22 protein-coding genes and 1 riboswitch are annotated in these 22661 nt (G+C 72.8%); of the genes, 12 read left to right on the forward strand and 10 right to left on the reverse strand.

The features are described from left to right. Nucleotides 1-68 precede the first annotated feature (68 nt). From gcvH to CP968_RS10410, 9 genes are all read left to right on the forward strand, one after another. Nucleotides 69-452: a glycine cleavage system protein GcvH gene (gcvH, locus tag CP968_RS10370; protein ID WP_150517735.1), complete on the forward strand. Its 384-nt coding sequence runs from the start codon at nucleotides 69-71 to the stop codon at nucleotides 450-452. A 15-nt stretch (nucleotides 453-467) separates the two neighbouring features. Continuing rightward, entirely contained in the window at nucleotides 468-1724 is a 1257-nt protein-coding gene (glyA, locus tag CP968_RS10375; RefSeq protein ID WP_150517736.1) for a serine hydroxymethyltransferase, read from the forward strand. 322 nt (nucleotides 1725-2046) lie between these two features. Further along, on the forward strand, nucleotides 2047-3429 hold the full coding sequence (locus tag CP968_RS10380; protein ID WP_150517737.1) for an L-serine ammonia-lyase: 1383 nt from the start codon (nucleotides 2047-2049) through the stop codon (nucleotides 3427-3429). A gap of 157 nt (nucleotides 3430-3586) precedes the next feature. Continuing rightward, nucleotides 3587-3994: an SsgA family sporulation/cell division regulator gene (locus CP968_RS10385; RefSeq protein WP_167536784.1), complete on the forward strand. Its 408-nt coding sequence runs from the start codon at nucleotides 3587-3589 to the stop codon at nucleotides 3992-3994. Nucleotides 3995-4055: 61 nt separating this feature from the next. Continuing rightward, a riboswitch (cobalamin riboswitch) is annotated at nucleotides 4056-4250 on the forward strand. Nucleotides 4251-4279: 29 nt separating this feature from the next. Next, nucleotides 4280-4975, forward strand: a complete 696-nt coding sequence (locus tag CP968_RS10390; protein ID WP_150517739.1) for an energy-coupling factor ABC transporter permease — start codon at nucleotides 4280-4282, stop codon at nucleotides 4973-4975. Beyond that, a complete protein-coding gene (locus CP968_RS10395; RefSeq protein ID WP_150517740.1) occupies nucleotides 4975-5313 on the forward strand; it encodes an energy-coupling factor ABC transporter substrate-binding protein in 339 nt (112 codons plus the stop codon). Before CP968_RS10390 ends, CP968_RS10395 begins: the two co-directional genes overlap by 1 nt. A 3-nt stretch (nucleotides 5314-5316) precedes the next feature. Next, nucleotides 5317-6066 carry a cobalt ECF transporter T component CbiQ gene (gene cbiQ, locus CP968_RS10400; RefSeq protein WP_150517741.1) on the forward strand — a complete coding sequence of 250 codons (750 nt, stop codon included), beginning with the start codon at nucleotides 5317-5319 and terminating at the stop codon, nucleotides 6064-6066. Further along, the gene (locus tag CP968_RS10405; RefSeq protein ID WP_150517742.1) at nucleotides 6063-6920 is read left to right on the forward strand and encodes an energy-coupling factor ABC transporter ATP-binding protein; all 858 of its coding nucleotides are present in this window, start codon (nucleotides 6063-6065) and stop codon (nucleotides 6918-6920) included. The genes cbiQ and CP968_RS10405 overlap by 4 nt, the downstream gene beginning before the upstream one ends. Nucleotides 6921-6982: 62 nt before the next feature. After that, a complete protein-coding gene (locus tag CP968_RS10410; protein WP_150517743.1) occupies nucleotides 6983-7552 on the forward strand; it encodes a PadR family transcriptional regulator in 570 nt (189 codons plus the stop codon). A gap of 45 nt (nucleotides 7553-7597) precedes the next feature. Here CP968_RS10410 and CP968_RS10415 read toward each other — a convergent pair whose 3' ends face one another. After that, nucleotides 7598-7810, reverse strand: a complete 213-nt coding sequence (locus tag CP968_RS10415; RefSeq protein ID WP_150517744.1) for an EF-hand domain-containing protein — start codon at nucleotides 7808-7810, stop codon at nucleotides 7598-7600. 254 nt (nucleotides 7811-8064) lie between these two features. Between CP968_RS10415 and CP968_RS10420 the strand changes: the two genes are divergently transcribed. Continuing rightward, nucleotides 8065-8850 carry a tRNA-dependent cyclodipeptide synthase gene (locus CP968_RS10420; RefSeq protein ID WP_150517745.1) on the forward strand — a complete coding sequence of 262 codons (786 nt, stop codon included), beginning with the start codon at nucleotides 8065-8067 and terminating at the stop codon, nucleotides 8848-8850. On the opposite strand, the gene CP968_RS10425 is transcribed toward CP968_RS10420, so the two are convergent. The 8 genes from CP968_RS10425 to CP968_RS10460 form a co-directional block, all read right to left on the reverse strand. Then, the gene (locus CP968_RS10425) at nucleotides 8817-10004 is read right to left on the reverse strand and encodes a YncE family protein (protein WP_150517746.1); all 1188 of its coding nucleotides are present in this window, start codon (nucleotides 10002-10004) and stop codon (nucleotides 8817-8819) included. The genes CP968_RS10420 and CP968_RS10425 overlap by 34 nt on opposite strands. Next, nucleotides 10001-10792, reverse strand: a complete 792-nt coding sequence (locus CP968_RS10430; RefSeq protein WP_150517747.1) for a polysaccharide deacetylase family protein — start codon at nucleotides 10790-10792, stop codon at nucleotides 10001-10003. The genes CP968_RS10425 and CP968_RS10430 overlap by 4 nt, the downstream gene beginning before the upstream one ends. A 363-nt stretch (nucleotides 10793-11155) precedes the next feature. Further along, complete coding sequence (locus CP968_RS10435) at nucleotides 11156-11680, reverse strand: ATP-binding protein (protein ID WP_150517748.1); 525 nt, start codon at nucleotides 11678-11680, stop codon at nucleotides 11156-11158. 243 nt (nucleotides 11681-11923) lie between these two features. Then, the gene (locus CP968_RS10440; protein ID WP_150517749.1) at nucleotides 11924-12691 is read right to left on the reverse strand and encodes an enoyl-CoA hydratase/isomerase family protein; all 768 of its coding nucleotides are present in this window, start codon (nucleotides 12689-12691) and stop codon (nucleotides 11924-11926) included. A gap of 95 nt (nucleotides 12692-12786) precedes the next feature. Next, nucleotides 12787-14025: a L,D-transpeptidase gene (locus CP968_RS10445; protein WP_150517750.1), complete on the reverse strand. Its 1239-nt coding sequence runs from the start codon at nucleotides 14023-14025 to the stop codon at nucleotides 12787-12789. A 167-nt stretch (nucleotides 14026-14192) separates the two neighbouring features. Further along, nucleotides 14193-15005 (reverse strand): L,D-transpeptidase family protein, encoded by an 813-nt coding sequence (locus CP968_RS10450; protein ID WP_150517751.1) that lies wholly within the window; start codon nucleotides 15003-15005, stop codon nucleotides 14193-14195. A 132-nt stretch (nucleotides 15006-15137) separates the two neighbouring features. Then, on the reverse strand, nucleotides 15138-17279 hold the full coding sequence (locus tag CP968_RS10455; RefSeq protein ID WP_150517752.1) for a choice-of-anchor A family protein: 2142 nt from the start codon (nucleotides 17277-17279) through the stop codon (nucleotides 15138-15140). 145 nt (nucleotides 17280-17424) lie between these two features. Further along, entirely contained in the window at nucleotides 17425-18645 is a 1221-nt protein-coding gene (locus CP968_RS10460; RefSeq protein WP_150521842.1) for a L,D-transpeptidase, read from the reverse strand. A gap of 182 nt (nucleotides 18646-18827) precedes the next feature. On the opposite strand from CP968_RS10460, the gene glgX reads away from it, so the two are divergent. Both glgX and CP968_RS10470 read left to right on the forward strand, forming a co-directional pair. Next, nucleotides 18828-21212 carry a glycogen debranching protein GlgX gene (gene glgX, locus CP968_RS10465; protein WP_373304028.1) on the forward strand — a complete coding sequence of 795 codons (2385 nt, stop codon included), beginning with the start codon at nucleotides 18828-18830 and terminating at the stop codon, nucleotides 21210-21212. 127 nt (nucleotides 21213-21339) lie between these two features. Further along, nucleotides 21340-22062 (forward strand): CDP-alcohol phosphatidyltransferase family protein, encoded by a 723-nt coding sequence (locus CP968_RS10470; RefSeq protein WP_150517753.1) that lies wholly within the window; start codon nucleotides 21340-21342, stop codon nucleotides 22060-22062. Here the strand turns inward: CP968_RS10470 and CP968_RS10475 are convergent. Continuing rightward, nucleotides 22043-22531, reverse strand: a complete 489-nt coding sequence (locus tag CP968_RS10475) for an FAD synthase family protein (protein ID WP_150517754.1) — start codon at nucleotides 22529-22531, stop codon at nucleotides 22043-22045. The genes CP968_RS10470 and CP968_RS10475 overlap by 20 nt on opposite strands. Between the last annotated feature and the right edge of the window lie 130 nt (nucleotides 22532-22661).

Below are 22661 nucleotides of genomic sequence, written 5' to 3' on the forward strand. Positions count from 1 at the left end.
TGCGGTGCCGTCTCGGCACGCGAGACCGCTGTTCGTATCCAGTCCCCCGCATCCAGGAGAATCAGGTCATGAGCAACCCCCAGCAGCTGCGTTACACCAAGGAGCACGAGTGGCTGTCGGCCGCCGAGGACGGCGTCGCGACGGTCGGCATCACGGAGTACGCGGCCAACGCGCTCGGTGACGTCGTCTACGCCCAGCTCCCCGAGGTCGGCGGCACCGTCACCGAGGGCGAGACCTGTGGGGAGCTGGAGTCGACCAAGTCGGTCAGCGACCTGTACTCCCCCGTGTCCGGCGAGGTCGTCGAGGCCAACCAGGACGTCGTGGACGACCCCTCGCTGGTGAACTCGGCGCCCTTCGAGGGCGGCTGGCTGTTCAAGGTGCGCATCTCGGCCGAGCCGACCGACGTGCTGTCGGCCGAGGACTACGCCGCGTTCACCCACTCCGACAACTGACCTCAGGGGATCTTGATGTCTGTGCTGAACACCCCGCTCCACGAGCTCGACCCGGACGTCGCCGCCGCAGTCGACGCCGAACTCGTGCGCCAGCAGTCGACCCTGGAGATGATCGCCTCGGAGAACTTCGCTCCGGTGGCCGTCATGGAGGCCCAGGGCTCGGTCCTGACCAACAAGTACGCCGAGGGCTACCCGGGCCGCCGCTACTACGGCGGCTGCGAGCACGTCGACGTGGTCGAGCAGATCGCGATCGACCGCATCAAGGCGCTCTTCGGCGCCGAGGCCGCGAACGTCCAGCCGCACTCCGGTGCGCAGGCGAACGCCGCCGCGATGTTCGCGCTGCTGAAGCCGGGCGACACGATCATGGGCCTGAACCTGGCCCACGGCGGTCACCTGACCCACGGCATGAAGATCAATTTCTCCGGCAAGCTGTACAACGTGGTCCCGTACCACGTGGACGGGACCGGCCGGGTGGACATGGCCGAGGTCGAGCGCCTCGCCAAGGAGACCAAGCCGCAGCTGATCGTCGCCGGCTGGTCCGCCTACCCGCGCCAGCTGGACTTCGCCGCCTTCCGCCGGATCGCGGACGAGGTCGGCGCGTACCTGATGGTCGACATGGCGCACTTCGCCGGCCTGGTCGCCGCGGGGCTGCACCCGAACCCGGTGCCGCACGCCCACGTGGTCACCACCACCACGCACAAGACCCTCGGCGGTCCGCGCGGCGGTGTGATCCTGTCCACGCAGGAGCTCGCCAAGAAGATCAACTCCGCGGTCTTCCCGGGCCAGCAGGGCGGTCCGCTGGAGCACGTGATCGCGGCCAAGGCGGTGTCCTTCAAGGTCGCCGCCTCGCCCGAGTTCAAGGAGCGCCAGGAGCGCACCCTGGAAGGCGCGAAGATCCTCGCCGACCGCCTGGTGCAGCCGGACGTCACCGAGGTCGGCGTGTCCGTCCTCTCCGGCGGCACGGACGTGCACCTGGTCCTGGTCGACCTGCGCGACTCCGAGCTGGACGGGCAGCAGGCCGAGGACCGCCTCCACGAGGTGGGCATCACGGTCAACCGCAACGCCGTCCCGAACGACCCGCGGCCGCCGATGGTCACCTCGGGCCTGCGGATCGGCACGCCGGCGCTGGCCACGCGCGGCTTCGGCGCCGCCGAGTTCACCGAGGTCGCGGAGATCATCGCGGCCGCGCTGAAGCCGGAGTACGACAGCGAGGACCTGAAGGCGCGCGTCACCGCGCTCGCCGCGAAGTTCCCGCTGTACCCGTCGCTCTAGGCGCGTTCCGCAAGGGCCCGGCCCGCTCCTGCGCGGGCCGGGCCCTTCGCATGGCCGCGCGGCGCCGCCCGGCCGCGGCCCCCGGCCGGTTCCGGGCCCTGCGGGCGTACGTACGGGGGCGGGAACGGGGCAGGCGTACGGGGAAGGGCGGTGCGGGCCCGCGGGCCGCCGCGCCCCGGCCGCGCCTGACGGCCATCTCGGCGCCCCGTCCGGCAGCCGGGCCGTTCACCGCGTCGCGTTAAGCTCGACTGCCGGACAAAATCCGACCAATCCGCCTCTCCTGCCCCTCCCACCCCACGAGCAGACAAGGGAGTCCGCCACCGTGGCCATCTCCGTCTTCGACCTCTTCTCCATCGGCATCGGTCCCTCCTCCTCCCACACCGTCGGCCCCATGCGGGCCGCGCGCATGTTCGTGACCCGCCTGAAGAAGGACGGCCTCCTCGCCCAGACCGCGTCGGTGCGCGCCGAGCTGTTCGGATCGCTCGGCGCGACCGGCCACGGCCACGGCACCCCCAAGGCGGTGCTCCTGGGCCTGGAGGGCCACTCGCCCCGCACGGTGAACGTGGAGACGGCCGACGCCGAGGTCGAGCGCATCCGGCAGAGCGGCCGGCTGCGCCTGATGGGCGCGGAGATAGGCGATGCGCACGAGATCGCCTTCGACGAGCCGAACCAGCTGATCCTGCACCGCCGGCGCTCGCTGCCGTACCACGCGAACGGCATGACCCTCTTCGCGTACGACACGGCGGGCACCCCGCTGCTGGAGAAGACCTACTACTCGGTCGGCGGCGGGTTCGTCGTGGACGAGGACGCGGTCGGCGAGGACCGGATCAAGCTCGACGACACCGTGCTGAAGTACCCCTTCCGCTCCGGTGACGAGATGCTCCGCCTCGCGAACGAGACCGGCCTGTCGATCTCCTCGCTGATGCTGGAGAACGAGAAGGCCTGGCGCACCGAGGAGGAGATCCGCGAGGGCCTGCTGGAGATCTGGCGCGTGATGCAGTCCTGCGTGGCGCGGGGCATGTCCCGCGAGGGCATCCTCCCCGGCGGCCTGCGGGTCAAGCGCCGGGCCGCGTCGACGGCGCGGCAGCTGCGCACCGAGGGCGACCCGATGCTGCACCGCAGCGAGTGGGCGACGATCTACGCGATGGCGGTCAACGAGGAGAACGCGGCGGGCGGGCGGGTCGTGACGGCGCCGACCAACGGCGCGGCCGGGGTCCTGCCCGCGGTCCTGCACTACTACATGAACTTCGTGCCGGGCGCGGACGAGGACGGCGTGGTCCGCTTCCTCCTCGCGGCGGGCGCGATCGGCATGCTGTTCAAGGAGAACGCCTCGATCTCGGGCGCCGAGGTCGGCTGCCAGGGCGAGGTCGGTTCGGCCTGCTCGATGGCGGCGGGGGCCTTGGCCGAGGTGCTCGGCGGCACTCCGGAGCAGGTGGAGAACGCGGCGGAGATCGGCATGGAGCACAACCTGGGCCTGACCTGCGACCCGGTCGGCGGCCTGGTCCAGATCCCGTGCATCGAGCGCAACGGCATGGCCGCGGTGAAGGCGGTCACGGCGGCGAAGATGGCGATGCGGGGCGACGGCTCGCACAAGGTCTCCCTGGACAAGGTCATCAAGACCATGAAGGAGACCGGCGCGGACATGAAGGTCAAGTACAAGGAGACCGCCCGCGGCGGCCTCGCGGTCAACGTCATCGAGTGCTGACCCGGCGCCGCCGCGGCCGAGAGGGGCCCAGCGGCCCTGGGGGACGGGACCTTCGGCAGGGGGGCCGGGGGTCGCGGCGGGGTTAGGTTGCCCGGAGGGCGGAGAACCGCGGAACGGCCCGCGGGGCACGCGCATGCCGGCAGAGAGGCGCACTCCCTTGGTCACCACCGAACACCGCGTCCTCCCGCTGCGGCTGGAGGCCTCCCCGGTCGCCGTCACGCTGCGGGGGGTCTTCGCCTACCGCTGCGACCGGCCGTACGAAGTGTCCGTGGACCTGCACGGCGGCGGCCGGTACCTGGCGCGCTGGGTCTTCGCCCGCGACCTGCTGCTCGACGGGGAGTCCCGGGCCACCGGCGAGGGCGACCTCCGGGTGTGGCCGTGCTGGGAGGGCAGCGAGCCGCGCGTCTTCCTCGCCTTCAGCAACGGCGAGCACGGCGCGGTGGTGTCCGCCCGCGCCAAGGACGTGCGCGAACTGTGCCGCCGGCTGACCCTGCTGGTCCCGCGCGGCCAGGAGCACCGGCAGTACGACCTCGACGCGGAGCTCAGCGCGCTGCTGCCGGGCTGAGCGCGGACCCGGGCGGACGGCGGGTGCACCGGGGCGGGTTGGTGGAGGCCCGCACGGCCGACTAGGGTCATCGGGCCTTGGTGTTCGGGAAACCGGTGGGAAACCGGTGCGGCCCTCGCCACTGTGATCGGGAAGTCCGGCGCCACTCCTACGGGAAGCCACTGGGACCACGCGGGAGACCGCTCGGCCCCGGGAAGGCGGAGTCCGGGCATCAGTACCCGTGAGCCAGGAGACCGGCCGGGGCGCGTTGTCCATCCACGAGGTGCTGGAGAGGTCTCCCCACTCATGCATATCGCCGAGGGGTTCCTGCCCCCTTTGCACGCGGTCGCCTGGGGCGCCGCGTCCGCTCCCTTCGTCGTCCACGGCGTCCGGGCCCTGACCCGCGAGGTCAAGGCCAATCCGGAGAGCACCCTGCTCCTCGGTGCGTCCGGAGCGTTCACATTCGTCCTGTCCGCCCTGAAAATACCCTCGGTGACGGGAAGTTGCTCCCATCCCACCGGTACGGGGCTCGGGGCCATCCTCTTCCGGCCGCCGATCATGGCGGTGCTCGGCACGATCACCCTGCTGTTCCAGGCGCTGCTGCTGGCGCACGGCGGGCTGACCACGCTCGGCGCCAACGTCTTCTCCATGGCGATCGCCGGCCCGTGGGCGGGGTACGGCGTCTACCTCCTGCTCCGGCGGACCGGGGCGCCGCTGATGGTCTCCGTGTTCTTCGGGGCCTTCTTCGCCGACCTGGTGACCTACTGCGTGACCTCCGTGCAGCTGGCGCTGGCCTTTCCCGACCAGGCCACCGGGTTCACGGGCGCGCTCGTGAAGTTCGGTGAGATCTTCGCCCTCACGCAGATCCCGCTGGCGGTGAGCGAGGGGCTGCTGACCGTCCTGGTGATGCGGCTGCTCATGCAGTCGAGCCGGTCGGACCTGGTCCGGCTCGGCGTCGCGAAGCTCACCCGGCGCACGGCGAAGCAGGAGGCGGCGCTCTGATGACGCGGAACGCGAAGATCAACACCCTGCTGCTGCTCCTGGTGGCGGCGCTGGCCGTCCTCCCGCTGGCCCTGGGCATGGGCGACGGCAAGGAGGAGCCGTTCGCGGGCGCCGACGCGCAGGCGGAGTCGGCCATCACCGAGCTGAAGCCGGACTACGAGCCCTGGTTCTCGCCCCTGTACGAACCGCCCTCCGGGGAGGTCGAGTCGGCCCTGTTCGCCTTGCAGGCGGCGCTGGGCGCGGGGGTGCTCGCGTACTACTTCGGCGTCCGCAAGGGCCGCCGCCAGGGTGCGGCGGCCGCGGCGGCCGCCACCGGTGACCGCGCCGTGGAGTCGTAGGCGGTGCTGCCGATCGACGCGGCGGCGCACGGCAGCCGCTGGCGCCGCCGCCATCCCCTGGAGAAGGCCCTGCTGGGGATCGGGCTGACGGTCACCGCGGTGTGCCTGCCGCCCTGGCCGGGCGGCCCGCTGGTCGCCGCCGCCACCCTCGCCGTGCTCCTGGGTCCCGCCGGGGTGCCGGGGCGGCAGTTGTGGCGGGCCTTCCGGATCCCGCTGGGCTTCTGCTTCACGGGGGCGCTGCCGCTGCTGTTCGCGGTGGGCGGTCCGGCCGGGCCGGTCGCACTGGCCCCCGACGGGCCGCGGCACGCGGGGGAACTGCTGCTGCGGACCTCGGCGGCCTCGCTGGGCGTGCTGCTGTTCGCGTTCACCACTCCCGTCTCGGACGTGCTGCCGCGTCTGGTGCGGGCCGGCGTCCCGGCGCCGGTGGTGGACGTGGCGCTGGTCATGTACCGGATCGGCTTCCTGCTGCTCGACTCGCTGACCCGGGTCCGCCAGGCCCAGGCGGCCCGTCTGGGGACCACCGGCCGGGCCGCGGCCTGGCGCTCGGTGGCCGGCCTCGCCGCGACCACGTTCGTCCGGGCCTTCGACCGCGCGGCCCGGCTCCAGTCGGGGCTGGCGGGTCGCGGCTACGACGGGGCGCTGCGGGTGCTCGTGCCCGAGGCGGCGCTGTCCTGGCGGTTCCTGACCGGGACCGCCGCCCTGCTGACGGCCCTCGTCGCCGCCACCCTCGTACTCAAGGAGCTGTACCTGTGAAGCCGTTGGAGAAGCCGCCGGGGACCACGCCGGCGGGCCCGCTGGTGGAGCTGGTGGGGGTCCGCTACGCGTACGAGGACGGCCCGGACGTCCTGTCCGGCGTGGACTTCGGGATCACCGGGGGCCGGGCGCTGGCCCTGCTCGGGCGCAACGGCAGCGGCAAGACCACGCTGATGCGGCTGCTGAGCGGGGGGCTGCGGCCCGCCGCCGGCGCGCTGCTGCTGGACGGTGCGCAGGTGTCGTACCGGCGTGCCGGGCTGACCCGGCTGCGCACGGCGGTGCAGCTGGTGGTCCAGGACCCCGACGACCAGCTGTTCGCGGCCTCGGTCGAACAGGACGTGTCGTTCGGCCCGATGAACCTGGGCCTGCCCGCCGACGAGGTCCGCGCCCGGGTCGCGGGGGCGCTCGCGGCCCTGGACATCACCGCGCTGCGGGACCGTCCGACGCACCTGCTCTCGTACGGTCAGCGCAAGCGCGCGGCCATCGCCGGGGCGGTGGCGATGGCCCCGCGGGTGCTGATCCTGGACGAGCCGACGGCCGGGCTGGACCCGGACGGCCAGGAGCGGCTGCTCGACGCGCTGGCGGGGCTGCGCGGCGCGGGGACCACGGTGGTGATGGCCACGCACGACGTGGACCTGGCGGTGCGCTGGGCCGACGACGCGGCGGTGCTGACCCCGGCGGGCATCCGCGTCGGCCCGGCGGTGGAGCTGTTGTCGGACCCGGAGCTGCTGGCCTCGGCCGGGCTGCGCCAGGCCTGGTCCCCGGCGGTGACGGCCTTCCTCCGGGCGCGCGGCCTGCTGGACCCGGCCGCCCCCGGTCCGAGGACCCCGGAGGCGCTGGGCGCCCTGCGGTAGCGCCGTGCGGTAGCGTCCCGCGGCGCCCGCCGCGCCGCCCGGGCCGTACCTAGGATGGCGCCATGTCGCTGCCGCACGCCATCCTCACCGCCCTGCTGGAGAAGCCCTCGTCCGGGCTGGAGCTGACCCGTCGCTTCGACCGGTCCATCGGGTACTTCTGGTCCGCGACTCACCAGCAGATCTACCGGGAGCTGGGCCGCCTGGAGGAGTCCGGGCTGATCCGGGCGCTGCCCGGCGAGGTGCCCGTGCGGGGCCAGAAGAAGGAGTACGAGGTGCTGCCCGCGGGGGGCGCGGAGCTCGCGCGGTGGGTCGCCGAGAGCCAGGACCCCAAGCCGATGCGCGACCCGCTGCTGCTGCGCATCCGCGCGGCGGGGGTGGTGGGGCCGCGGGGGCTCGGGCCCGAGCTGCGGCGCCATCTGGAGCTGCACCGCGAGCGGTTGGCGCGGTACGAGGCCATCGAGGAGCGGGACTTCCCGCCGGGCCGTGACGCCGTGGAGGACCGGCTGCGCCGGCTCGTGCTGCACGGCGGGATCGCGCTGGAGGGGTTCTGGCTGGCGTGGCTGGAGGAGGCGCTGGCGGAGGTCGGGACCATGGAGGGGGCGCAGGACGGCTCCGGCGGGCCCGGGGCGTGACGGCGCCCCCGCCCCCGGCAGGCGGGGCGGGGGCGCGGGCCGGGACTACTTGTTCAGGGCGCCCCAGAACTCGTCGAAGCTCAGCAGGCCGTCGGCGTTCGCGTCCTTGGACGCGAGGACGGCGTCCGCGACGGCGCCGGTGACGTACGCGTCGCCCATCGCCTTCATGGCCGCGCTGTACTCGTCGGCCGTGACGAAGCCGTCACCGTTCACGTCGAACTTGTCGAACGTCGCCCGTGCGCTCTCGATGTCAGCCACTGGGTCCACCCCTTCTTGGTGCTTGTTGACCGGCTCAGGGTAGCCGCCGTCCGCGGACGCCTTCGCCGGGGGTCCCGTTCGGGCGGCGGAAAGGAATTCACATCACCTTCGGACAACACGGAAGTGACAATTCCGGCCAAGAATTCCGGTCCGCTCCCGTCACGCTCCGGCATCACGGCACAACGTACGGGCATTGCCGCCACGCCAGGAGCGCAGGGCTCCCGGGACAAGCGGCGACAAGGGCGATCACACGGGTGACGATCACAGCCGACGCATCATGCGACGTTCTGCCCTTCACCCGTACCCGCCGCCGTGTCCGGGAAGACGGCTACCATGTGCTCATCGGGGTGAGCCCCGGAAACGGCTACGTCAGCTCCGAGCGCGGGGGACCTGACGATCCGTCCGCCGCGGGCCGCGCCGTGCGGCGACACATCCTGAAAGCCGTGGAGGAATCAGGCCCGCCCCAGGCGGAAATCCGCGTGGGGGCGCGTTCCGAGTTCCAGTCCGACCCCGTCCACCAACTTCTGCACCGCCGCGTGATGCATTTCCCGGATACCGGCGACGCATTCCGTGAGGGCTGTGTGGAGATGGCCCTGAACTTCGTCGGATCCAAGGTACCGGAAGGTGAATCCGTCACGGACGCGCAGTCGCGGGTCTGTTTCGATTACATGGCCGCCGAGGGCGGCCCGGCCGACCTGCGGGCCGGGTACGCCGACCCCTGCTCCGCGGCCCTGCGGCACTTCTGCCCGGCGTCGTCCCCGGGCCGGGCGCATGCGGAGATCGTGCTGGAGGTGCTGGTGGAACGGCTGCCGGGGCTGCGCTCGCGGCGCCGGCGGAGAACCTGGTGGGGCGCACGGGCTCCATCAAGCGGCTGCCACGGCGGCTGCCCGTCGCCTGGTGGCGGCGACGCCCGTCGGCGGACGGGCCCGAGCCGGTGCCCCGGGGGCCGTGGGAGCTCCCGGGGCACCGCCGTGCGCGCCGTGCGCGGGCGGCCGCGTACGGCCGGCTACCGGAAGATGCCGGTGTGCCCGAGCGAGTAGCGGCCGGGCTGCGGGTACACGGCGAGGCCGTGCGGGCCGCCTCCGACGGGAATGCGGGCGAGCTCCTTGCCGGTGGCCGTGTCGATGGCGTAGACCTCGGCGTCGTAGCGGCCCGACAACCACAGCACCTTGCCGTCGGCGGAGACGCCGCCCATGTCGGGGCTGCCGCCGTCCGGCAGTTCCCACTTCTTGGTCAGCTTGTTCTTCGGGAAGTCGAAGACCGAGACGGTGCCCTCGCCGCGGTTGGAGATGTACATCTCCTTGGAGTCGCGGCTCACGTACAGGCCGTGGCAGCCCTTTCCGGTCGGCAGGAGCTTGGGCGTCTCGAACTTGTCGCCGCCGAGCACCCACATGCCGTGCGCCATCATGTCGGCGACGTAGAAGGTCTTGCCGTCCGGGGAGACCTTGACGTCCTGCGGCATGGCGCCCTCGAACGGCAGTTTCTGCTGGCCGATGACCTCCATCTTCTCGGTGTCGACCTTGAGGAGTTCGCCGGAGAACTCGCAGCTCACGATGAAGTAGCGGCCGTCGGCGGAGAAGTCGGCGTGGTTGACGCCGAAGCAGCTCACCGGGACGGTCTTCACGCGGTCCATGGTGTGCGGATCGCGGAAGACGAGTTCCTTGTCCATCGAGGCCATGACGATCGCGTACTTGCCGTTCGGCGTGAAGTACAGGTTGTACGGGTCGTGCACCTCGACCGGCTTCCCCGCCTCGCCGGTGGCCGGGTTGATCGGGGTGAGCGTGTGGCCCCGGTTGTTGTTGACCCACAGGGTCTTCATGTCCCAGGAGGGCACCACGTGCTGGGGCTGGTTCCCGACCGGGATGGTGTCGACCACCTGGTACGTCGCGGGGTCGATGACGGACACCGTGTTGGAGGTGGTGTTCGGCACGTAGATGCGGGAGGGGAAGTCCTTGACGACCGGGGAGAGCTTGCCGGGCCGGTCCGCCGCGTAGACGTCGTTCGGGTCCAGGACGGGGGGCATGCCGGGCAGGCCGGGCGGGACGGCCGGAAGGGCCTTGACGGGCTTGGCCGGGCCCTTGGTGCCGAGTGCCTCGGCGGGCCCGTCGCCGGAGGATCCGCAGCCGGCCAGGGCGGCGAGGACCAGACCGGCCAGCAGCACGGTGGCCTTCCGGGGAAGGCGGGTGGTCGTCATGGGGTCAGCAGCTCCGTGGTGGTCACCGCGCGCAGCTTGCGCCGCGCGAGTTCTTCGAGGAGGGGAGGCATCGCGTCGACCGTGTCCGCGTAGCCGAAGTGCAGGCTCACCACCGATCCGCCGTGGATCGTCCCGGTGACGTTGCGGAGGACGGCCGCGGCGCCGGGCGAGGTGAAGTCAAGGGAGTCCACGTCGTACGACAGGACGTGCGGGTAGCCGGCCCGCTGGGCCAGCTTCTGGACGAGCGGGGAGGCGTTCTGGGTCTGGGAGGGCCGGAACCAGGTGCCGATGGAGCCGGTGAGGCGCTTGAGCCGCTGGGCGCAGCCGGTGATCTCGGCGTAGGCCTCGTCCTGCGGCATGTCGTTGATCGCGAGGTGGCGCTGGGTGTGGTTGCCGAGTTCGTGGCCGCCGTCCAGGACGCGGCGGGCCATGTCGGGGTGGTCGTCGAGCCAGGTCCCGATGGCCAGGACGGTGATCCGGGCGCCGCCGCGCTCGGCCTCCGCCAGCACCGACCGGGCGATGGCGGGGTCCCCGTTGCCGTGGAAGGTGAGGGCGACCCGGGGGCGGTCGCGGGGGCCGTGGCCGATCTCCACGGGCTGGCCGGCGAACCGGCGCGGTGCGGCGGCGGGGCGGGCCGGGGCGGAGGGCTTGCCGGGGCCCGGGGGCGGGGCGGAGGAGGAGGTGGGGGGCGCGGTGGCGGGGCGGCCCGATCCGCACGCGGTGGCGAGTCCGACCGCGGCGGCGGCACCTGCGCGCAGGGCCGCGCGGCGGCCTGGAGGTGAGAGCACTTGCCCATTTAAGGGGTGGATGGCCCGTTAGGTAATGATTGACCCAATTTGGGACGTCGCCTCAGGGGCCTTAGACGGCCCCCTGTCCGCCATGTGGTCAACGATTTACACACAGCGGTCGATACTTATTCATTGATTACGAGGTGAGTGGCCCACCTCACCTAGGATTTAGCTAGAAAGTCTTGGTATTTGCACACTTATGTCCGAGTGGGGACTTTTGGCGTTTGAGCCCTCGTCTGCCATAGTCGGAATCACGGCTTCCCGTTGACCCGAGCGAAGTCCGTCCGCCGAGGATCACACCCCCTTCGATCCTCGGCGCCCCCATGAAGCCCCCACACCGCCCACCACGGCGCGCCGGGGGCTTCAGGCGTTCTGGCGGTCGGCCACCCGCATCTCGAACCAGGTGATCTTGCCGCGCGGCAGCAGGTCCGCGCCCCAGCGGTCGGAGAGCTTGTCGACGAGGAAGAGGCCGCGGCCGGTGGTGTCCAGGTCGTGCACCGGCATCAGACAGGGCAGTCCGCGCGAGGGGTCGCGCAGCTCCACCCTGATCCAGCCGCGCCGCCGCAGCATGCGTAAGCCGAAGGAACGGGCCCCGGTGTGCCGGACCGCGTTGCCGACGAGCTCCGAGACGAGCAGGACGCTGTGCTCGGCGATCTGCGGCGACAGGCCCCAGAGGCGGACGACCACGTACCGCGTGAGTCGGCGGGCCTCGTGCGCCGACTGCGGCAGCGAGGGCAGCGTCACTTCGTCGTCAGCCGGATTCCCGTACAACTCCATTGCGCTGAGGCCCTGTTCGTCCTCAAGCGCCGTCGTGAGCCGCACGGCGGAAGCGCTGCTGCGCTGCCGCGGCTGTTCCACACCCTCCAGGCCCGCCATGCCCCCCATCATGGAGGGCCGAGCCGCCCCTCCGGGCCGTCCCCGGAAAAACACCCCTCAGAATAATGGATTCCACAGGGGTGTCCCGGCATATGCGTCCGGCAAGCGGACGACCGCGGCGGCCGCCCTGACCTGTACCGACGCGGCGCGTGGCGCGGCCCCCGGCGGACGGATCGTCAGGTCTCCTCAAGGCTGCCTTGGGGCCCGGCCGATCCACCCGCAGGGAGGACGGGCCCGCGGACGGCCGCCACGGGCTCAGAGGAACTTCGCCTTGCCCGGCCCCTCCTCGACGAAGCTGCGCATGCCGCGCTCGCGGTCCTCGGTGGCGAACAGGCCGGCGAACCAGGTGCGCTCGATGGTCAGACCGGTGTCGATGTCGGCCTCCAGGCCCGCGTCCACGCACTCCTTGGCGGCGCGCAGCGCGAGGGCCGGGCCCTGGGCCAGCTTGGCGGCCCAGGCGTGCGCCTGTGCGTACACCTCGGCCGCGGGGACGACGCGGTCGACCAGGCCGAGGGTGAGGGCCTCGTCCGCCTTCACCATGCGGCCGGTGAAGATGAGGTCCTTGGCGCGGGAGGGGCCGATGAGACGGGACAGCCGCTGGGTGCCGCCGGCCCCCGGGATCAGGCCGAGCAGGATCTCGGGCTGGCCGAGCCGGGCGTTGTCGGCGGCGATCCGGTAGTCGGCGCAGAGCGCCAGCTCGCAACCGCCGCCCAGGGCGTAGCCGGTGACGGCCGCGACGACCGGCTTGGGGATGCGGGCCACGGCGGTGAAGGCGTCCTGGAGGCCGCGGGACCGGTCGACCATGGCCGCGTGGTCCATCGTCTGCATCTCCTTGATGTCCGCGCCCGCCGCGAACACCTTCTCGCCGCCGTAGAGCACGACGGCGCGGACGTCGGCGCGTTCGGCGGCCTCCACCGCGAGCTCGCGCAACCGGTCCTGGGCGGCGATGTCCAGGGCGTTCATGGGCGGCCGGTCCAGGCGGATGGTGCCGACGCCTTCGGAGACTTCGAGAGAGAGGGTCATACGGGCCAGGTTAGTGGCGGTTAACGCGAAGTGACCCGGTGCCGTGGGTCACAGCACCGGGCCACGCCGCTCGCGCGGGCGGGAGGTCTACCGCACTACCTGGTCCACTCCGCCCAGTCCATGTTCCAGCCGTTGAGGCCGTTGTCCGGGGCGATCTGCTTGTCCTTGGAGTTCTTCACGACCACCACGTCGCCGATCAGCGACTCGTTGAAGAACCAGGCCGCCGGCACGTCGCCGTTCCCGCCGCCGCGCACGTCGCGCAGGCCGACGCAGCCGTGGCTGACGTTCTCCGAACCGAAGGTGCCGGAGGAGGCCCAGTAGTTGCCGTGCACGAAGGTGCCCGAGTTCGACAGCCGCATGGCGTGCGGGACGTCGGCGATGTCGTACTCGCCGCCGAAGCCGACCGTCGCCCCGTTCATCCGGGTGACCTCGTACTTCTCGCTGATGACCATCTGCCCGTTGTACGTGGTCGTCGACGGGGCGCCCGCGGTGATGGGGAGGTTCTTGAGCACTTGGCCGTCGCGGACCACCTGCATCTGCTTGGTGCCCGCGTCGACCGTGGAGACCTGGGAGCGGCCGATGGTGAAGGTGACCGTACGGGTCTGCTTGCCGTAGACGCCCGGGCGGCCTTCGACCCCGTCCAGGGCGAGCTTCACGGTGACCTTGGTGCCCGGCGCCCAGTAGTTCTCGGGGCGGAAGTCGAGGCGGTCGTTGCCGAACCAGTGGCCCTCGACCGGCACGGACGGCTCGGCCGTCACCGTGACGGCCTTCTCGACCGCCTCGGGGTTGGTGATGCCGCGGGAGAAGTTGATCGAGACCGGCATGCCCACGCCGACGGTCGAGCCGTCCTCGGGCGTGTACTGGCCGATGAAGGTGTTGGCCGGGGTCAGGGTGGTGAAGCTGGTGTCCTTCGCGGACTCGCGGCCGGCCTCGTCCTTGGCCACCACGTGGACCTTGTACTCGGTCGCGGAGGCGAGGTGGCGGTCCGGCTCCCAGCTCGCGCCGTCGGCCGACGTCCTGCCCTCGACGGCGTTGCCCTTGGTGTCGGCCACCGTCACCGTGGCGAGCTTGCCGCCGGTGGTGGATATCTTCAGCACACCGCTGGTGGCGACTTCCTTGGCCCCGTCGTCCGGCTTGACGGACACCACGGCCTTGGACGCCTCGGTGCCCCCCGTGCCCGCCCCGCCGTTCTTGTCGTCGCCCCCGCCGGTCGCCCCGCCACCGCCCGCGCTGCACGCGGTGGTGAACAGCAGGGCCGCCCCCAGCAGGAGGGCCGGCAGGCCGGTGCGGGCGCGGCCGCGTATCGGCTGCAGGTTCACTCGTGTTCTCCCCATGTCCCCCGCGCGCGGACAGTCGCGCACTTGCCGACAGGTAATCACACGGGAGAACCACGAAAAGCCACGGTCTTGTCACCGTTCCGTCCCAACGGCCGGCCCCGCCCGGAGCCGTGCCGGACGGGCGCCGCACGGCCCGCGGGGGCGGGCCGGCCAGCGGGGCGCGGTCAGTCCTCGGTGCCCGGCTTGGTGCCCCAGACGTAGACGGCGTCGCCCTCGTCGAGCAGGTCCCACAGCCGGGCGGCGTCCGGGACGGAGAGGTTGACGCAGCCGGCCGAGCCGCCGTGGGCGTACAGGTCGCCGGGGCGGCCGTGCAGGGCCTGGCCGCCGTCGAAGAACTGGGCGTAGGGCATGGGGGCGTCGTCGTAGAGCGTCGACTTGTGGTCGATGCTGCGCCAGTACACCTCGTGCCAGCCGGGGCGGGTCTCCTGGTCGTCGCGTCCGGTGCGGATCGGCACGGGGTCGAAGACGACGCGCTTGCCGCTCTGCACCCACAGCAGTTGGCGTGCCATGTCCACGCAGGTGACGCGGTGGGCGCGGACCGGGCAGCCGCCGGCGGCGTTGGGGGCGGGGCGGGCCGCGACGGCGACCATCGTGCGGTAGGTGGCCAGTCCGGCGTAGCCGTCGGCCGGCTCGATCCGGTTGCCGCGCTGGAACTCCCGGACGGCCGCGCAGTCGGCGGGGCTCTGCACCCCGTCGACCGGCCGCCGCAGGTGGGCCTCCAGCTCGCGCTGGTACGGGCCGGTCCCGGCGGTGCAGGCCGCCGCGGGCGCCACCGGCGCGGCGGCCGCGGCCGGGCCCGCGGGGACGGCGAGGACGGCGAGGACGGCGGCCGCGGCCAGCGCGAGCAGCCCGCTCGGCGCGGAGGCCGGGCGGGGGCCCCGGGTGGTGCGGGCGCCGGAGGGGCGCGCGGGCGATGGGGGCCGCGCGGGTCCCGGGTCCGTCGGGGCTATCGCGCCTGCCAGGTCGGCTGTGCTCATACGGGCCTCCTCGCGCCCGCCGGCCGGGCCGCTGGACCCAGCCAACCCGACCGGGGCCGCGGCGGCCCGCGCGGATGCGCCGCCGGGGTGAGGAGGTCACCCCGGCGGCGCATCGCGGCCGTACGGGAGGGGTCAGGCCCGGGGGCCGTTCTCCGGCTCGCCGTGCTTGCCCTTGCCCTTGCCGTGGTCGTCGCGCCGGTTCTGGAGGGTGACCACGAGCCGGCCGCCCGGGGTCTGCCCGTCCAGCCGCAGCGGGCCGGTCACCCGGTCGCGCGGCAGGACGTACCCCTCGGGGACGTCCGTCTCCAGCAGGTAGTACGCGCCCTCGGGCAGCCCGGTGAAGTCGCAGACGCCGGCGCCGTCGGTGGCGCAGCCCGGCTTGGCCAGCCGGTCGGGGTTGATGCCCCGGGTCTGCAGGCCCGCGGTGCCGTTGGTCTCCTTCCACACCTCGAAGACGGCGCCGCGCAGCGGCCGCTTGGTCTTGGCGTCCTTCTTCAGCACCCGGATCGAGCCCTCGAAGGCCGGCGGGGTCCTGCGGTTCACGAGGCTGATGGTCAGGCCGTTCGCGACCGCGCCGTCGTCGACCACGAACGGGGTGACCGGGTCGGCCGGCAGGTCGTACCCGGCGGGCACGGCCGTCTCCCGCCAGTAGTAGGTCTCCCCGGACGGCAGCTCGACGGTGCAGGTGCCGGCGGCGTCGGTCACGCAGGTGCCGGCGCGGCGCTCGTCCGGGTCGCCGCCGGTCGTCTGCAGGCCGGTGCGGCCGTTGGTCTCGCGCCACAGCTCGAAGGTGGCCCCGGCGAGCGGGGCGCCGGTCCCGGCGTCGGTCTTGCGCAGGACGACTTCGGCGCCGGGGACGGGGATGCGCTGGTTGTCGGCCTGGACGCGGACCCCGGCCGCGGCGTTCTCGGCCGTCAGGGTCAGCTGGTGGACCGGGTCGGCGGGCAGCGCGTAGCCGTCGGGGGCGGCCGTCTCGCGCCAGTAGTAGGTGCCGAGTTCGGCCCGCTGCTCGCAGACGCCGTTCTGCGGGGTGGTGCAGTCGGCGACCTTGGTGTCCGGGGTCGGGCCGCCGGTCTGCAGCCCCGCGGTGCCGTTGGACTCCTTCCACAGCTCGAAGACGGCGCCCGGCAGCGCCGCGCCCGTCTCGTCGCGCTTGAGCACCGAGACCAGGCCCGTGGTCACGGGCGGGGCGCCGCAGGTGGGGAGGTCGCCGTTGAAGGGGTAGGCGTGGAACTCCTGCCCGCCCCCGAGCCCGGGCTGCCCGGTGTGGGTGACGGAGCCAGTGGTGAAGAAGCGGCCGTTGATCCCGGGCAGCCGGACGTTGGTCTGCGAGCTCTGCTCGCCCATCAGGAAGCTGCCCTGGAACTGGCCGGTGCCGTTCAGGTTGACCGTCGTGGCGTCCGGGAAGTTCCACAGGAGCCGGTCGCGGTAGGCGTTGAGCGGGTCGTCGTCGCTGATGCCGCCGCTGTAGGTGTTGATCGTGCGGTCGGCGCCGAGGACGTTGACCAGGATCGTCGCGCCGGCCGGGATCTGCTCGAAGGTGACGCCCTGCTGGGCGCCGCGGGCGCCGACCAGGTCGGCGTCGACGTTGAAGACCTGGAGCGCGGAGGTGTTGTCGCCGCGGAAGACCGTCGCGAAGCCGCTGTTGGTGACGGTGCCGGTGGCCGTGCGGGGCTGTCCGTCGACGCGGGCGTAGCACTCGCTGGCCGCGCTGAGCTGGTCGCGCAGGCCGGCGTACGGGGCGACGGCGGCGGGGTCCTGGCGCAGGGTGCCGGTCACGGTGCCCGTGACGGTGCCGGCGTGGCGGACCACGCCCGTGTCGGCGATGAGGCGCTCGCCGGCCGCGACGGTGATGTTCCCGCCGGTGGTGAGGAAGTCCGCGCCGGCGGCCGGCGGCACCAGGGAGCCGGCGCCCACGACGCCCACGTTGTAGCGGCTGTCGCCGCCGGTCGCCTTGTCCTGGTCGAAGGAGCCGAGGACGACGAGGCGCCCCTCGGCCTCGGAGGCGCGCTCGCGGACCCGGAAGTCGCCGCCGACGAAGATGTTGATGCCGTTGTCCCGGCCCTTGGGGATGCCGTCGCTGCCGATGGGCGGGTACGGGTCGGGGCAGACGGCCGGGGGCGCGGGCACGCACGGGCCGAGCCCGCCCGGCAGCAGCGCCCTCGGGGCCGCCGCGGGCCGGCCGGCGCCGGGCCCCGCCGCGAGGGCCGTGGGCGCGGAGGCCGCGAGTACGGCTCCGATCGCCACCCCGAGGGTCCAATTCCTTGCTGACATGACGCTCCGTCCGTTGCCTGCGACCCGACCTGGCCTGATGTGCCCTGTCAGGCTGGCGGCAGGAACGGGCCGGGCGGCGGCAGGACACTCGACGGCTACGGCATTGCGATCACACGAATCACCCGGATGTACGTACGAGGGCGGTTCAGATCAGGGCGGAGCCGGCCACCCAGTCCGCCCAGGACATGTTCCAGCCGCCCAGCCCGTTGTTGGCGGCCACGACCTTGTCCTGCGAGTTCACGACCTCGATCACGTCGCCGACCAGGGTCCGGTCGAAGAACCAGCCGGCCGGGGTGTCCGAGCCGCCGCCCTTGTCGTCGCGCAGGCCGACGCAGCCGTGGCTCATGTTGGAGGAGCCGAAGGTGTCCGGGCTGAGCCAGTAGTTCCCGTGCAGGAAGGTCCCGGTGTTGGTCAGCCGCATGGCGTGCGGGACGTCGGGGATGTCGTACTCGCCGCCGAACCCGACGGTCTGGCCGTTCATGCGGGTGACGTCGAACATCTCGATCACCACCATCTTGCCGTTGTAGGTGGTCGTCTTGGGGGCGCCCGCGCTGATGGGCACCGTGGACAGCAGCCTGCCGTCCCGGCGGACCTCCATGGTGTGGGCGGCGGCGTCGACGGTGGAGATCTGGGAGCGGCCGACGGTGAAGGTGACGGTCTTGTCCTGGATGCCGTACGAGCCGTCGGCGCCCTCGACGTCGCGCAGGCTCAGTTTCACGGTGACCTCGGTGCCGGCCTTCCAGTACTCCTTGGGCCGGAAGTCGAGCCGTTCGTCGCCGAACCAGTGGCCCACGACCTGCACGGGCGGCACGGAGGTGACGGAGACGGCCCGCTCCACCTCCGAGCGGTGCTCGATGGGGCGGTTGAAGTTGAGGGAGACGATCATCCCGGTGCCCACGGTGGAGCGGTTCTCGGGTTTGAAGTAGCCGATGAAGCGCTCCTCGGGGACGTAGGTGGTGAAGGTGGTGTGCCGGGCCTGGCGCCGGTTGTGGCCGTCGAGGGCGACGGCGTCCACCGTGTACTTGGCCGCGAGCGCGAGCCGGCCGCCCGCCGGGTCGGGGCTCCAGCTCAGGCCGTCGGGCGCGATGGAGCCCGGCACCTTCTCCTCCTGGGCGTCCTCCACCTTGGTGACCACGACCCGTTCCAGCCGGCCCTCGGGGACGGTGACCGTCAGCCGGCCGTCCGCCTGCACCCCCTTGGCCTTGTCCTCGGGGGTGATCCGGATGGCCTCGTCCGGCGTGCGCGGTTTGCCGGGCAGCTGGATCTCGACCGGGGACCGGCCGTCGCGGGTGCATCCGGCGAGTCCGCCCAGCAGGACCGCCCACGCCGCCACGGCGGCCAGGCCCGCCGTCGCCCGCCTCGTCAGAAGTGTCACGTTCCCTCCAACGACGTGGCCCGTCCGGGGAAACGTGAGGGCGCTCGACGTTCCGGGCAGAACTGTCCGGGCAGAACAGTGGGAAGGACCAGACGGGGGCGGGCCCGGGCCGGGACGCCGGGGCCGCACTCTCCCCCACCCCCGCCGGTACCCAGGAGCCGTGGAGGCGGTCAGTGTCGAGCGCAGCCGAGCAAGAGGCGGTGGAAGCCGTCGGCGACACCGGGAACGGCACGGGCGCGGTACGGGGCGGTCCGGCCGCGCCCGCACCGCCCCCCGACGTACGCGGCGACGGCCAGGGCGACGGGCACGGCGGCGGGCGGGGCGGCCCGCACGGCAACGGCCACGCCAACGGACTGCCGGCCGGGCAGCAGCCCCGGGCCCTGGCCGCGGCCAGGGCGTCGGCCCGGCCCGGGCCGCCGGTGTGGCCCGGGTCCGAGCATCCCCTCGGGGCCCGGTTCCACATCGGGCCGGACGGGACGGCGGGCACCAACTTCGCCGTGTGGGCGCAGGGCGCGGAGGCGGTGGAGGTCTGCCTGTTCGACGCGGGCGGCGCCGAGACCCGCTGCACCCTGACCGAGCTCACCCACGAGATCTGGCACGGCTTCGTGCCGGGCGTGCGGCCCGGGCAGCGGTACGGGCTGCGGGTGCACGGCCGCTGGGACCCGTGGACGGGCGCCCGGCACAATCCGGCGAAGCTGCTGCTGGACCCGTACGCGCGGGCCGTGGACGGCGACTTCACGCTGCCGCCGGAGGTGTACGGGCACGTACGGGACTGGCCGCAGCAGTACATCGCCGACACCGTGCGCGACGACCGGGACTCGGCGCCGTACGTCCCGAAGGGGGTGGTCGTCCACGACGACGACGACTGGGCGGACGACGTGCGGCCGAAGACGCCCTGGGCCGACTCGGTCCTCTACGAGCTGCACGTGCGCGGCTTCACCATGCGCCACCCGGGCATTCCCGAGGAGCTGCGCGGCACCTACGCGGGGCTGGGCCATCCGGCGGCCGTCGAGCACCTGAAGGGGCTGGGGGTGACGGCGGTCGAGCTGCTGCCGGTGCACCAGTTCGCGCACGAGGACCACCTGCTGCGGCGCGGGCTGCGCAACTACTGGGGCTACAACTCCGTCGGCTACTTCGCCCCGCACGCGGGGTACTCGTCGAGCGGTACGGCCGGGCAGCAGGTCGGCGAGTTCAAGCGGATGGTGAAGGCCCTGCACGCGGCGGGGATCGAGGTCATCCTCGACGTGGTCTACAACCACACGGCGGAGGCCGGCGAGCTGGGCCCGACGCTGTCGCTGCGCGGCATCGACAACCGGGGCTACTACCGGCTCCAGTCCGACCAGCGCCGCTACGCCGACTACACGGGCTGCGGGAACACCCTGCACGCCGGGCGCCCGGCCGTGCTGCGGCTGATCACGGACTCGCTGCGCTACTGGGTGACGGAGATGGGGGTGGACGGCTTCCGCTTCGACCTGGCGGCGGCGCTGGCCCGCTCCCTGCACGACGTGGACATGCTGTCCCCGTTCCTCGCGGTGATCGCCCAGGATCCGGTGCTGCGGCGGGTCAAGCTGATCGCCGAGCCCTGGGACGTGGGCTCGGGCGGCTACCAGGTGGGGGCGTTCCCGCCGCTGTGGACGGAGTGGAACGACCGCTACCGGGACGCCGTACGGGACTTCTGGCGCGGGGCCCTGCCCGATGTGCGGGACCTGGGCTACCGGCTGTCGGGGTCGAGCGACCTGTACGCGTGGGGCGGCCGGCGGCCGTACGCCTCGGTGAACTTCGTGACCGCGCACGACGGCTTCACCCTGCGGGACCTGGTCACCTACGAGCGCAAGCACAACGACGCGAACGGGGAGGAGGGCCGGGACGGGACCCATGACAACCGGTCGTGGAACTGCGGGGCCGAGGGCGAGAGCGACGACGCGCGGATCGGCGCGCTCCGCCGGCGGCAGCTGCGCAACCTGCTGACGACCCTGCTGCTGTCGACGGGGGTGCCGATGCTCGTCGCGGGCGACGAGTTCGGGCGGACCCAGGGCGGCAACAACAACGCGTACTGCCAGGACAACGAGACGGGCTGGGTGGACTGGTCGCTGCCGGCCGAGCCCGCCTGGCAGCAGCTGCTCGCCCTGACCCGGCGGCTGATCGCGCTGCGGCACGCGCACCCGGTGCTGCGCCGGCGGGCGTTCTTCTCGGGGCGGCCGCAGGGCGCCGACGGGCTGCGCGACCTGGCCTGGTTCACCCCGGCGGGGGCGGAGATGACGGAGCGGGACTGGTACGCGCCGGCCGCCGCGCTCGGCATGTACCTCTCGGGGCGCGACATCCCCGGCCGGGACGAGCGGGGCCGGCAGGTGACCGACGACAGCTTCCTGATGCTGCTGCACGCCGGGGACCGGCCGGCGCGGTGGGTGCTGCCGGGGGCGCCGTGGGCCGAGCGCTACGAGCTGGTGCTGGACACCTCGCTGGAGGAGCAGACCGCTCCCCCGGCCACCGCGCACCGGGGCGGGGAGGCGCTGACGGTGCCGGCCCGGTCGGTCCTGCTGCTGCGGGTGGTGGGCTGACGGCGCGGGATCCGGGCGGTCCGGTGCGCCCGGGGCGGGGGGGTTCCGGGCCGGCCCCTGCGATGATGTGGCCGTCGTACACGCGTGCACGTGCACACGCGTGCCATCGAGGGGGTCAGGGGTGCGCATGGCCAGTGTCGGGACCGCGCTGCGGGAGTTGCGCGGGGCGCAGAAGTCGGCGAAGGGGGTCTCGCTGTACTCCCGGTTCGTCAACCGGCCCGTCGGGCGGTACCTCGCCGCCGGGTCGTACGGGATCGGCCTCACCCCGAACCAGGTGACGCTGGTCAGCGCCGCACTGAGCTTCGCCGGCGCGGCGGCGGTCGCGCTGGTCGCGCCCTCGTGGGGGCTGGGGGCGGCCGTGTGGGCGCTGCTCGCCCTCGGGTTCGCCTTCGACTCCGCCGACGGGCAGCTGGCCCGGCTGCGCGGCGGCGGCAGCGCCTCCGGGGAGTGGCTCGACCACGTGGTGGACTGCGCGAAGCTGACCGCGCTGCACACCTGCGTGCTGATCGCGTTCTACCGCTTCCCCGAGGAGTACGGGACGGGCGCGGACGGCTGGCTGCTGGTGCCGCTGGGCTTCCAGTTCGCCGCGGTCGTCACCTTCTTCGGCGGACTGCTGACGGAGAAGCTGAAGCCGAAGGCGGCGCCGGGCAGCCCGGCGGCGGCGCCCTCGACGGTGCGCGCGGTGGCCCTGCTGCCGGTGGACTACGGGGTGTTCTGCCTGGTGTTCCTGCTGGTCGGCGGCGGGGGGCTGTTCCGCTGGGCGTACGCGGGGGCGGGGGCGCTGGCCGGCCTGTTCCTGCTGGCCTTCCTGGCGAAGTGGTACCGGGAGCTCAGCGCCGTTCCGCGGTGACGGCGGCGGGCGGCCCGAGGGGTTCGGCGAGCGCGTCCAGGGCCCGGCGCAGCTGGGTGCTGGAGGTGTGCACGGTGTAGGGGAAGTAGACGACGTCCACGCCGTGGACGGCGAAGTCCCGCTCCAGCCGGTCGCCCTTGGCCGTGCCCCGCCAGTCGTCGCCCTTGAAGATGACGTCGAAACGGACCTGCTTCCAGGTCTCGACCTTGTCCGGGACGGTCTCGACGAACGCGGCGTCGACGTACTTCACGCTGCGGACGATCTCCAGCCGCTCGACGAGCGGGATCATCGGGCGGCGGCCCTTGGCGCGTTCGGCCATCTCGTCGGAGACGACTCCGGCCACCAGGTAGTCGCAGCGGCTGCGCGCGTGCCGAAGGATATTGAGATGTCCGATATGGAAGAGATCGTACGCACCTGGCGCGTAGCCGACCCGATACGGTCGCCGCGCCGGTGTGCCCAGGTCGGACATGTCCCGCTCCGTCATTTGTCTACCCCCAGCGGCCACACCCCCCGGTGTGGCGGATTAGCAGACAATAGCGTGCACGTCCCCCGCCGCGTCGGTGAACGAATAGGGTGATGAGCGCATCATCCAGGGGAAG

Source organism: Streptomyces subrutilus (assembly GCF_008704535.1).
GTDB lineage: Bacteria > Actinomycetota > Actinomycetes > Streptomycetales > Streptomycetaceae > Streptomyces > Streptomyces subrutilus.

What these genes read in the sequence shown, in the direction of transcription:
- glyA (WP_150517736.1), top strand. Translation starts at nt 468, where the DNA reads ATGTCTGTGCTGAACACCCCGCTCCACGAGCTCGACCCGGACGTCGCC.
- CP968_RS10410 (WP_150517743.1), top strand. Translation starts at nt 6,983, where the DNA reads ATGTCGCTGCCGCACGCCATCCTCACCGCCCTGCTGGAGAAGCCCTCG.
- CP968_RS10440 (WP_150517749.1), bottom strand. Translation starts at nt 12,691, where the DNA reads ATGACCCTCTCTCTCGAAGTCTCCGAAGGCGTCGGCACCATCCGCCTG.
- CP968_RS10390 (WP_150517739.1), top strand. Translation starts at nt 4,280, where the DNA reads ATGCATATCGCCGAGGGGTTCCTGCCCCCTTTGCACGCGGTCGCCTGG.
- CP968_RS10475 (WP_150517754.1), bottom strand. Translation starts at nt 22,531, where the DNA reads ATGTCCGACCTGGGCACACCGGCGCGGCGACCGTATCGGGTCGGCTAC.
- CP968_RS10435 (WP_150517748.1), bottom strand. Translation starts at nt 11,680, where the DNA reads ATGATGGGGGGCATGGCGGGCCTGGAGGGTGTGGAACAGCCGCGGCAG.
- CP968_RS10395 (WP_150517740.1), top strand. Translation starts at nt 4,975, where the DNA reads ATGACGCGGAACGCGAAGATCAACACCCTGCTGCTGCTCCTGGTGGCG.
- CP968_RS10470 (WP_150517753.1), top strand. Translation starts at nt 21,340, where the DNA reads ATGGCCAGTGTCGGGACCGCGCTGCGGGAGTTGCGCGGGGCGCAGAAG.
- CP968_RS10455 (WP_150517752.1), bottom strand. Translation starts at nt 17,279, where the DNA reads ATGTCAGCAAGGAATTGGACCCTCGGGGTGGCGATCGGAGCCGTACTC.
- CP968_RS10450 (WP_150517751.1), bottom strand. Translation starts at nt 15,005, where the DNA reads ATGAGCACAGCCGACCTGGCAGGCGCGATAGCCCCGACGGACCCGGGA.
- gcvH (WP_150517735.1), top strand. Translation starts at nt 69, where the DNA reads ATGAGCAACCCCCAGCAGCTGCGTTACACCAAGGAGCACGAGTGGCTG.
- CP968_RS10445 (WP_150517750.1), bottom strand. Translation starts at nt 14,025, where the DNA reads ATGGGGAGAACACGAGTGAACCTGCAGCCGATACGCGGCCGCGCCCGC.
- CP968_RS10425 (WP_150517746.1), bottom strand. Translation starts at nt 10,004, where the DNA reads ATGACGACCACCCGCCTTCCCCGGAAGGCCACCGTGCTGCTGGCCGGT.